Source organism: Aeromonas sp. s6 (assembly GCF_040907815.1).
In the GTDB taxonomy this organism is placed as follows: domain Bacteria; phylum Pseudomonadota; class Gammaproteobacteria; order Enterobacterales; family Aeromonadaceae; genus Aeromonas; species Aeromonas caviae.
The window spans coordinates 62,663-72,667 of record NZ_JBFOCN010000061.1; the positions used below are offsets into that span (position 1 = coordinate 62,663).

The 10,005-nt window shown below is 59.4% G+C and carries 5 protein-coding genes and 2 pseudogenes; 3 read left to right on the forward strand and 4 right to left on the reverse strand.

The genetic code is table 11. The features are described 5' to 3' along the window. The first annotated feature begins 27 nt into the window (after positions 1–27). Both AB5Y50_RS10005 and AB5Y50_RS10010 read left to right on the forward strand, forming a co-directional pair. A complete protein-coding gene (locus AB5Y50_RS10005; RefSeq protein ID WP_010673541.1) occupies positions 28–3,465 on the forward strand; it encodes an ATP-binding protein in 3,438 nt (1,145 codons plus the stop codon). A gap of 537 nt (positions 3,466–4,002) precedes the next feature. Beyond that, on the forward strand, positions 4,003–5,244 hold the full coding sequence (locus AB5Y50_RS10010; protein WP_223917237.1) for a tyrosine-type recombinase/integrase: 1,242 nt from the start codon (positions 4,003–4,005) through the stop codon (positions 5,242–5,244). 45 nt (positions 5,245–5,289) lie between these two features. Here AB5Y50_RS10010 and AB5Y50_RS10015 read toward each other — a convergent pair. Beyond that, a pseudogene (locus AB5Y50_RS10015) lies at positions 5,290–6,594 on the reverse strand (tetratricopeptide repeat protein); the annotation flags it as partial. Between the two features lie 99 nt (positions 6,595–6,693). On the opposite strand from AB5Y50_RS10015, the pseudogene AB5Y50_RS10020 reads away from it, so the two are divergent. Continuing rightward, positions 6,694–6,921 (forward strand): annotated as a pseudogene (locus AB5Y50_RS10020) (IS256 family transposase); the annotation flags it as partial. A 52-nt stretch (positions 6,922–6,973) separates the two neighbouring features. On the opposite strand, the gene istB reads toward AB5Y50_RS10020, so the two are convergent. The 3 genes from istB to AB5Y50_RS10035 all read right to left on the reverse strand — a co-directional run. After that, on the reverse strand, positions 6,974–7,714 hold the full coding sequence (gene istB, locus AB5Y50_RS10025; RefSeq protein WP_010675356.1) for an IS21-like element helper ATPase IstB: 741 nt from the start codon (positions 7,712–7,714) through the stop codon (positions 6,974–6,976). Further along, complete coding sequence (gene istA / locus AB5Y50_RS10030) at positions 7,701–9,200, reverse strand: IS21 family transposase (protein ID WP_010675355.1); 1,500 nt, start codon at positions 9,198–9,200, stop codon at positions 7,701–7,703. The genes istB and istA overlap by 14 nt, the downstream gene beginning before the upstream one ends. Before the next feature lie 590 nt (positions 9,201–9,790). Further along, positions 9,791–10,005, reverse strand: a 215-nt coding sequence (locus tag AB5Y50_RS10035; protein ID WP_266110243.1) for a hypothetical protein, incomplete at its 5' end; no start/stop codon positions are given.

Here is a 10,005-nt window from a genome sequence, read left to right on the forward strand (position 1 = left end):
ACTGGATTCTCAATTGAAAATCATGCGATGAAATGGAACTTCAGGCCTCGGGGGCTCAGACCGCAGCTGATGCTGGCTTTTTTCATGTTGGGCCTGGTGCCCTTCCTGGTCGTCACCCTGTTTTTCCTCTATAGCCACGGCAAGGATCTCACCACCCAGACCTCCAACCATCTGGTCTCGGTGCGCAACATCAAGAAAAACCAGCTGCAAGACTACTTCGGCAACCTCAAGGAGCAGATCATCAACTTCTCCCAGCAGGACTTTGCCGGCAACAGTATCGGTCGCTTCTACGGTTTCACCGGTGCCTTCGAGAAGCTCGGCACCACGCCGCAGGAGGCCCGCGCCCGCGCCCAGGCCCGCTATGTGCCGGGCTCCTGGGACAAGCTGCAACAACCTGACAGTCAGGTGGAGATAGAGCCCTCCATCAGTGCCCTCATCCTGGCGGACGAGATGTATGGCCGCGTCCACCAGCGCTTCCATCGCGGGTACGCCGACATGGTGCGCAAGTCCAACTACAGCGACATCTTCCTGGTGGATCTGAACGGTGACGTGGTCTACTCGGTCACCAAGCAGGCCAACTTCGCCACCAACCTGCTCTCGGGACCCTACCAGTCCAGCGGTCTTGGCAACACCTTCGCCAAGATCAAGCGCCGCCTCGATGGCGGCCAGAAGCCCCAGCAGATCTTCGAGTTCACCGATTTTGGCCGCAACGAGCTGACCGGCCAGGTGGTCGCCTACCTCGCCGCTCCCGTGATGCAGTACGACTATGTGCGCGGCGTGGTCATCTTCGAGCTGCTGCCGGACAAGCTCAACCAGATCATGGCGGAGCGGGAGGGGCTCGGCGCAACCGGCGAGACCATTCTCATCGGCCCGGACAAGCGGATGCGCGCCAACGCCTGGCTCGCCCCCGAATTCAGCGTGGAGAACAGCTTCAGCCCCGACTTCCGACCGCTGCAGACCCCCCTCATCATCAAGGCCCTCTCCGGGGAGCAGGGGGTCGGCCCCTTCCTCTCCTACCACGATGACGAGGTGCTGGCCGCCTATACCCAGGTGAAGGTGTTCGATACCGAGTGGGCCTTCATCGCCGAGATCTCCACCAGCGAGGCCTATGCCCCCATCCGCCAGCTCGAGACCCTGGTGATCCTGCTGGGAGCTGGCTCACTGCTGCTGCTGATCCTCTTCTCCCGCTGGCTCTCCCACTCCATCACGGCGCCCCTGCGATCCCTCACCGCCGCCGCCGAACAGGTGGCGGACGGCGCCCTGGATCACCCCATCACCATCCCCCGCACCGACGATGACATCGACCGGCTGGCACAGGCATTTCGCCACATGCAGCGCTCGGTGAAGGACAAGATCGAGCTCATCGAACGCCAGACCCAGGAGCTGCAACAGCAGGTCAAGCTGACCCACAAGCAGAACCTCAGCCTGCAACAGGCGGACAAGCTCAAAGACGAGCTCCTGGCCAACACCTCCCACGAGCTGCGCACCCCCATCCACGGCATCAAGGGGATGGCCGAGTCCATGCTCGCCAGCCAGCAGGACCTGACCGAAGGGCAGCAGAAACAGCTCGGCCTCATCATCAAGAGCGCCGACGGTCTGGCGCGCCTCGTGGACGACTTGCTCGACTACCACCAGATGCGCTACGGCCAGTTGGAGATCCACCCCCAGCCGGTCTCCTCCAAGGGGGTCATCCGGCTGGTGCTGGATCTCTGCCAGCACCTCGTGCAGGCCAAGCCCCTCACCCTGGTGGACAAGAGCCCCGCCGAACTGCCCCCTGTGCTGGCGGACGAGCAGCGCCTCGAACAGGTGCTCTACAACCTGGTGGGCAACGCCATCAAGTACACCCCCCAGGGCAAGGTGGTGCTGAGTGCCCTGGTGGAGGGCAACTTCCTGCGCATCAAGGTGACCGACACCGGCATCGGCATCGCCAGGGACCATCTGGAGCACATCTTCGAGCCCCTGGTGCAGATGAGCCCGGAAGTGAGCAAGCAGGGAGCAGGCCTCGGTCTCTCCATCACCCGCCAGCTGGTGCACCTGATGGGGGGGGAGCTGTTCGTGGAAAGCGAGCCGAGCGTCGGCTCCACCTTCGCCTTCACCCTGCCGCTGGCCAGCGGCAAGGCGGGCAGTCTGACCCTCGACAGCCGCCAGATAGAGCACCAGCTGGTGCGCCAGCAACCCGTCATCCTGCCGGACTGGGAGAGCGAGGATCTGCCGCCCCCGCCGCAAGATGCCCCCGTCATCCTGGTGGTGGATGACGAGCCCATCAATTTGCACATACTGCGCCACCTGCTGCAGCCCTGCGGTTATCGCATCCTGCCCAGCAGCGACGGTCACGACGCCCTGACCAAGCTGGCTCAGGAGCCGGTGGATCTCATCCTGCTTGACGTGATGATGCCCACCCTCTCGGGCTTCGACGTCTGCCGCCGTCTGCGCCAGCAGCACCCCAAGGAGAAGCTGCCGGTGCTGCTGCTCACCGCCCTCAACCAGCCCAAGGAGATTGAAGAGGGTTTCAACGCCGGGGCCAACGACTATCTGGTGAAACCCTTCTGCAAGGAGGAGCTGTTCGCCCGGGTGAGAGCCCTGCTGGAGGCCAGCGCCGGGCGCGCCTCCCTGGTGGAGAACCGCCTGCTCAAACAGGAGATAGAGCACCGTCTGCTGCTCCAGGAGCAACTGCACCAGGATCAGGAACGGCTCCTCGCCCTGCTTGGCGAGGGGGCCGACCCCATGGTCTTCCTCGATGAGCAAGGAGGGGTGCTGTTTGCCTCCCGGGCCCTGGCGCGCCTGCTGGGTCAGGAGCCGGAAGCCATGGAGGGGCAGATGCTGGACGAGTGGCTGGCCGCCCCGCTGGCAAGCCAGTGGCCCGACATGACCGCGCAGCCGGAGCGGGAGCTGGACTTCCTGGTGGCGGGCCAGCGAGACACCCTCAACGCCCGCGCCCTGCCCATCAACCTGGGGGGGCAGCACGCCTATGCGCTGACCCTTGGCACAGAACCGCGCCAGGACGACAATCGCATGGCTGCACTGGAGAACGCCCTCAAGAGCCTCTCTCGCCAGGCCATCATCGAGGATGGCCAGTTGCTGGGGGAACTGAGCCGGCTGGGAGGGGAGTTCAGGTCGCTGGCGGACGACCTCATTCGCCAGCAGGATGACGAACCTCTGCGCCGCGCCCTGGTGGACACCATGCGTCTCACCCTGGAGACCTGGCAGCAGAGCACCGGCAAGGGCAAGATAGTGCTGGCGGAGAAGAGCAAGCTGTGGCGGGTCTACATGGACCGCTCCAGTCCCCAGACCCGCACCCTCGACAAGTACCTGAACCTCGACACCCTGCCCAAGGCACCGCGCTGGAAGACGGTGGTGGCCAGCGCCGAGTACGTGCTCAAGCACTGCGCCCTGAACGAGGTGCAGCACCAGAGTCTGCACCAGAGCACCCAGCGCCTTCGCCAGCTCGCCAGCCGCAAGGCATGAGTCTCCAACCCGCAGACACGTTGCTCTGATGATGGCTGCGGGATAGAAAACCAAGCACCAATAGCCAACTCTGGACACATCTACTCGCAGGCTTTCTGCGCCTATCAGGGGGATCGCGATGGCTGAGCTCGCGGGGTCGGCCAGATGACCCTGCAGGTGCGGGCCCATGCCCCATCACCATGTTGGTGATGACCCCGGGAGACCTGTCTGGGCCGGCAAGTGGCTAATCAGGTGAATGGACATTCGAGAGAATGGGGTGAGACTTCGCGACCCCGTGACCACAGGCCCCAAATCGGAAAAGACATTGGGAGATGGCTGAGGCGGGGGATGGACAGTAGAAATGACAAACCCGCGACGGGCGCGGGCTTGAGGGGAATAAATGGCGGAGAGACAGCCCGCCTGAGTTACATCCAACCAAAACCAGCCACACCCTACATATCCAATTAAAATCAGCGCCTTACAGGTAAAGCTGTCCAAAACCGTCCAACTGTAAATGACTCTATCTCGCACTAAATGGCACAATGGATGGCATAGTCAATGGCATACCACATTCTCAAGGAATCTTCCCTAATGCCACTTCTTACCGATACCAAAGCACGTAATCTCAAGCCGGGTGACAAAGCGATTGCACATGGTGGCGTAACAGGCCTAGCACTTCATCCGTCAACGGCTAAAGGCCGTGGCAACTGGGTGCTTCGTTATGTCAGCCCAGTGACCGGAAAACGCCGAAATGCAGGAATAGGCTCTTACCCCGAAATATCCATAGCCGATGCCACCAAGCAAGGACAGAAGATGCGAGAGCAACTCGCCAATGGCCTTGACCCACTCGAACTCAAACGTGCTGAAGAGAACAAACCCGCTATCCCAACTTTCGAGGCTGCTGCTCGGGAAGTTCATTCCAAACTGCTACCTGGATGGAAAAACCCCAAACACGGCAAACAGTGGATCTCGACGCTCGAGCAGTATGCATTCCCCATGATTGGCCAGTACTCAATCTCCGCTATCACTCCTGCACAGATCGCTGAGGTCTTAATGCCGATCTGGTTGGAGATCCCTGAAACTGCCAGCCGTGTGAAACAACGGCTGCATGCGGTCATGGCTTGGGCCTGGGCGCATGGTCACTGCCAGGCAAACCCTGTCGATGTTGTAAATCACTTACTCCCATCGCAACCCAGTAAGGCCGTTCGTACAGAGCATCAGCCAGCCATGCCTTGGCGTGATATTCCAACCTTTATTCAGCAGCATTTGAGAACGGCACAACGTTACGATGTAACTCGTTTAATGCTGGAGTTCTTAATCCTGACGGCTTGCCGCTCAGGTGAAGTGAGAGCCATGAAATGGTCAGAGGTAGACCTGGAAGCAAAGGTCTGGACCTTGCCAGCAGAACGAATGAAGGCCAAACAAATGCATCGCGTCCCGTTATCTCTTCGAGCCGTCGAGATCTTGATGGGGTTGCAGGGGTGGCATGATGAATTGGTCTTCCCTTCTCCACGCGATCAGGTCCCCCTATCAGATATGGTACTAACAACATTTTTGCGACGGGTAAAAGCGCCGAGCTCGACTCCTGGCCGTCTGGCAACTGCTCATGGCTTTCGTTCTAGCTTTCGCGACTGGTGTAGCGAGCAGGGCTATGCACGGGATCTCGCTGAACGAGCATTAGCTCACACAGTGCAGAACAAGGTAGAAGCCGCCTACCACCGCACGGACTTGCTGGATCAGCGACGTCCAATGATGGATGCGTGGGCTGAGTTTGTATCCGGTAATTCACCAACTGAATAAGAAGGAAGCGGCCCACCAAGGCTGCTTCCTTCTATGTTCTTTTTTTTAGCTTTTCTTAGCCGTTGATGACATCTTGCCAAACCAGTGCTCAGAGAGTTTCTGCGCTTGTTTGACTTCCGGCTTGGTCATCGCGGCCTCGAGTTCATCACGGGCCCGTACAGCCTCAGGCATTCCTTCTGTCGCCGCCAGTGACAGCCAAGCATAAGCATGCACCCGGTTACGAGGAGCCCCCAAGCCTTCCTCACGCAATGTCACCATTCGGTATTGGGCTTGGCGGTCGCCCTGCTGGGCCGCTAGGCGATACTGCTTGAGAGCAAGCGCGTAATCCTCTTTTCCCCCTTGTCCCAGACGCAGCATTTCACCGTAGGTGTACTGGGCGAGAATGTGTCCTTGTTGGGCGGCCTTGGCATAACTGGCTCTGGCCTGCGCCAGTTCACCTTGCTTATGCTGTAGCTCCGCCAGCTCGAACAATGCCTTTGGTACACCACCGTCAGCAGCCCGAGTTAACCAGTGGATCTGCTGCTCGCGGTCCACCTGCTGCAAACTCAGTTGGTACTCGGCTTCATGGGAGCCGTGCCCAGCAGCCAGCTCCAGCCAGTAACGTCCCAAAGCGGGGTCGGCTGATACCTGCTCCCCGGCCAGATACGCCATGCCAAGCCAGAGCTCTGCCTCGGCAGAACCCGCATTGGCAGCGCGCTGATAGGTAGCGAAAGCATGGGTGGGTGAGGCCTGCTTGGCTTGCAGTAACAACGCATCCCGTTGCTGCTGAGCCGCAGCCTTGTCGTTCCAGCGCTGGGCGAGGTCTGGTCGTTTGACGACCCCTTTACCTTGCACATATCGCTGACCCAACAGGTACTGGGCATCACGGTTACCCAGTTCTGCGGCTTGCTCAAGCCACTTGATGGCGTCCGTATCTGCACCCGGTTGGGTGCTGTACCAGCGGGCTAGGATCAACTGTGCTTCAGCATGATCCTGCTTAGCTGCCTGCTCGAACCAATCGAGGCATTCGCTCACCAGTTTGCCTTGATGCTGCTCCTGGCACATCAGGCCCAGCCGATAGCTGGCGTTGGTGTTACCAAGACGAGCTGAACGCTGCCACCACTGAGTAGCCTGCACTGGATTTTTGGGCTCACCTAGTCCGGCCTGATACCAGTCACCCACTTGCCAAGCAGCGCTGGCGCGGATCTTTTTATCGGCGGCCAAGGGGCCAGACTGCTCGACGGCCTGCTGCATCCAGTGCATGGCGTTGGGGTAATCGGGCTTGCTCGCCAGGCGTTTGGCCAGCTCATACTGGGCTCGTCCATCCCCCTGCTTTGCCGCTTGGGATAACTCGGTGTCAGTACGTGGGGCAGTGCCAAGCTGACAGGATCACGCAAGAGGCAATAGTGGATCACCGGACGATCGTCTCATTTTTTACCTGTCAACTGGTCTGGGTGAACCGTTACGAGTATCCGCACGACCAACCCGATAGAGTCGACGTTTTCGACGGTGCGGCTGCGCACGAAACGGGCTAGGAATTGTGGTTCGCGAGAGACCACGCTGGCGATGGTCTACAAGTTGCTGGAGTCGGCCCAAAAGAACTGGAAGCGGCTCAAGGGATTTGCGCTGCTGACGTTGGTAGTGAACAACGTGAAGTTCAAGGACGGAGTACAGGTACAGGAAGAGTCAGACAGGAATGTCAATCAGCATCGAAAAATGACCAGGGTTCAGCGTCCAAAATTGACCAGGGTTAGCTGGCTGATTTCATCCTCTGTTTGAAGCGGTAGGAGTCGTTTCCTGTCTCGATGATCTCGCAGTGATGGGTGATCCTATCCAACATCGCCGTTGTCATCTTCTCATCCGTAAATACCTTGCTCCATTCGCTGAAGGCCAGGTTGGTGGTCAGGATCAGGCTGGTGCGCTCGTACAGCTTGCTGATCAGGTGAAATAGCAGGGCGCCACCGCTTTCGGCAAACGGCAAGTAGCCCAGTTCGTCCAGGATAACCGCATCGACATTGACCAGCCGGTTGGCAAGCTGCCCGGCTTTGCCTGCCGCCTTCTCCTGCTCCAGTTGGTTGACCAGATCCACCACGCCGTAGAAACGCACTCGCTTGCCCCGGCGCACGGCATTGCGCCCCAGGGCGATGGCCAGATGGGTTTTACCCGTCCCGGTTCCGCCTATCAGCAGCAGATTGCGCTTCTGCTCCAGGAAGTCATCTCTATCCAGCGCGGACAGGTGCACGGGGCTGACCGGGGTGTCTGCGGTCTCGAAGCTGTCCAGGTCCCTGGCCAGCGGGAACTTGGCGATGCCCATCTGATAGCGGATCGAGCGGCACTGACGTTCGGATTCTTCGGCTTCGATCATCCGTTTGAGCCACTGCTCCGGCGGTGGTAAGGGACGCTCCCGATGCGCCAGCAGCTCGTCGCACAGCGCCGCCATACCAAACAGTTTCAACCCCTGCAGGCGCTGGTAAATTTCATCGGCTGACATGCTGACCTCCCGGTAACAGGCTGTCATAGCGTTGGCAGTTGGCCTGCGGCGGCTGTGCAAGCGGCACCACCTGAGCATGGAGCTGTGGCACCTCGACGGGGCGGCGCAGCCGCTGCAGGTGGTTGAGTACCAGCTCGGCCGAGCTGCCGCCCAGCAGCAGTACCTGCTGGCAGGCTTGCTCCAACAGGTCGAGTCCGTCCTGCCGGGCAGCCAACAGTAGCTTGACCATGTCCCGGTCACCGCCCTTGCGGCTCAGCAGTTGCTGCTGTAAGCGGCTCAAAGCCGGCGGTAACACCCACTCCTTGAAGGGAGCACCGTGGCGCAGCGCGCCGGGTTTGTGCTCGAGCAGGCCGAGGTAATGCCAGGGGTCGAACTGGGTCTTGTCCCGGCCAAACTGGCGGGGATGCTCGGCAATAAGCTCGCTCTGGGCATACACCTGGAGCCGGTCAGCGAAGACCCGGGCTGTGACATGACGATGGGCGTAACGGCTGTCGACACTGTAGGTGTTGCGGTCGAAGTGGATGAGGCAGGTGCTGTCAACCCGCAGCTCCCGCTCCACATAGCCATTGAAGCGCGCAGCCAGGGGGCGCAGGGTGGTCCGTTCCTGCTCGAAGCGCTGCCACACTGTTTGCGAGGGGTCGTCCGGGTGGGGGCGTGTTTGTGCTGCCTGCTCCAGCTCCTGGATAAGCCGACGGTTGAGCTCGGCCAGGCTGTCGACCTTGCGCCGGGGTGTAAAGCAGCGCCGGCGCACATCCTGAACTTGTTTCTCAACCTGGCCCTTTTCCCAACCCGAGGCAGGGGTGCAGGCTACCGGCTCAATGACGTAATGGCTCATCAGCGCCAGGAAGCGGGGATTGAAGCGGCGCTCTTTCCCCTCAAGTACTTGGTCGATACAGGTCTTGAGGTTGTCGTAGATGCCCTGGCGTGGCACGCCGCCCCAGTAGTGAAAGGCCGCATCGTGAGCGGCAAACACCATCTCCTGGGTTTCGCGAGGAAACACCATGACGAAGGGCTGGCGGCTGTGGGTGAGGCGAAAATGGGCAGCCTTGACCCGCTGCACCACGCCGCCGATCTCCACCTCTTCCTCGCTCCAGTCAAACTGATAGGCCTCACCAGCCGCGAACGTCAGGGGGACAAAGGCAGCCACTTTGGCTGACTGCTGTTTATAGTCACGGACGAAGCGCTGGACGCTGTCGTAGGCCCCCTGGTAGCCCAGGCGTTGTAGGTCTTCGAAGAGTTGCCTGGCACAGCGGCGTTGTCGCTTGGGCCGCTTGGCATCGAGGTCCAGCCACTGGGTCAGTGTCGACTCGAATTCACCGAGCTTGGGCCTGGCTGGCTGTGGACGGCGGTACTTGGGCGGTTCGGAGGGAGGTTGGCGAAGGTATTTGCGAACGGTATTGCGAGAGAGTCCTGTGACTTTAGCGATGGCGCTGATGGACTGGCCGTCCACCTGATGCATACGCCGGATCTTCAACACGGTTTCCATGATTAACACTCCAGGTTCTCCGATCCAAAGATCGGATAGTTGCACACACTCCGGGGTGGTCAAAATTGGACGCTGAAAACCCCGGAAACCTGGTCATTTTTGCGCGCTGATCAACAGCTAGTGAAAAGGTAACGCCAAAAACATCCTGCATGCCCACTTTCTGGCACAACGTAGCGAACACCAGTGGTGGTACCCATCAAGATTGGCCGCAACGAGCCGTGTCCCTTTGGCTGCGGCTAGAAGTACAAGCAGTGCTGTTTGCACTGACCAACAACATAGATAGCAAGAGAGGGCCATTGGCCCTCTCTTGCATTAGGCAACATGGGGAGGATAGGTACAGTTATGTGGTCAACGCTGTTCATCAGGCTAGTCCGAGTTGAGTCGTCGACAATGATAACTAGTCTTGTAGGTGTGGGTTCAAATGTGGGTTCAAAACTAAAAAAGCACTTCCATTAAAATGAAAGTGCTTTTGTTTTCAATGGCTTAGCTGCTACGGCTTAGTTCATGCATATTCCGGTCGAAAATGAACACCTATTCCGGTTTAAAATGAACGCTGATTCCGGCTTGCGTGTACACCATTTCCGGACACCTCAGAGCACGAACTCTGATGTCAGATGAACCGTCATGCTCCAATGACCTGGATCCACAACTGCCGCGCTGCGCTTGGCTGCTGGCTTGTTCGGTGAGTCGAAAAGATGCCTCCCCTCAAAGCTCAGCTTCTGCTCGCAGAATCCCTGGCCGCATACTTTCCGGAAATGGTGTTCACAGATTCCGGAATCACTGTTCAAATTCACCGGAATACGCA

Coding starts and splice junctions, on each gene's coding strand:
- istA (WP_010675355.1), bottom strand. CDS start 9,200: ATGGAAACCGTGTTGAAGATCCGGCGTATGCATCAGGTGGACGGCCAG.
- istB (WP_010675356.1), bottom strand. CDS start 7,714: ATGTCAGCCGATGAAATTTACCAGCGCCTGCAGGGGTTGAAACTGTTT.
- AB5Y50_RS10005 (WP_010673541.1), top strand. CDS start 28: ATGAAATGGAACTTCAGGCCTCGGGGGCTCAGACCGCAGCTGATGCTG.
- AB5Y50_RS10010 (WP_223917237.1), top strand. CDS start 4,003: ATGGCATACCACATTCTCAAGGAATCTTCCCTAATGCCACTTCTTACC.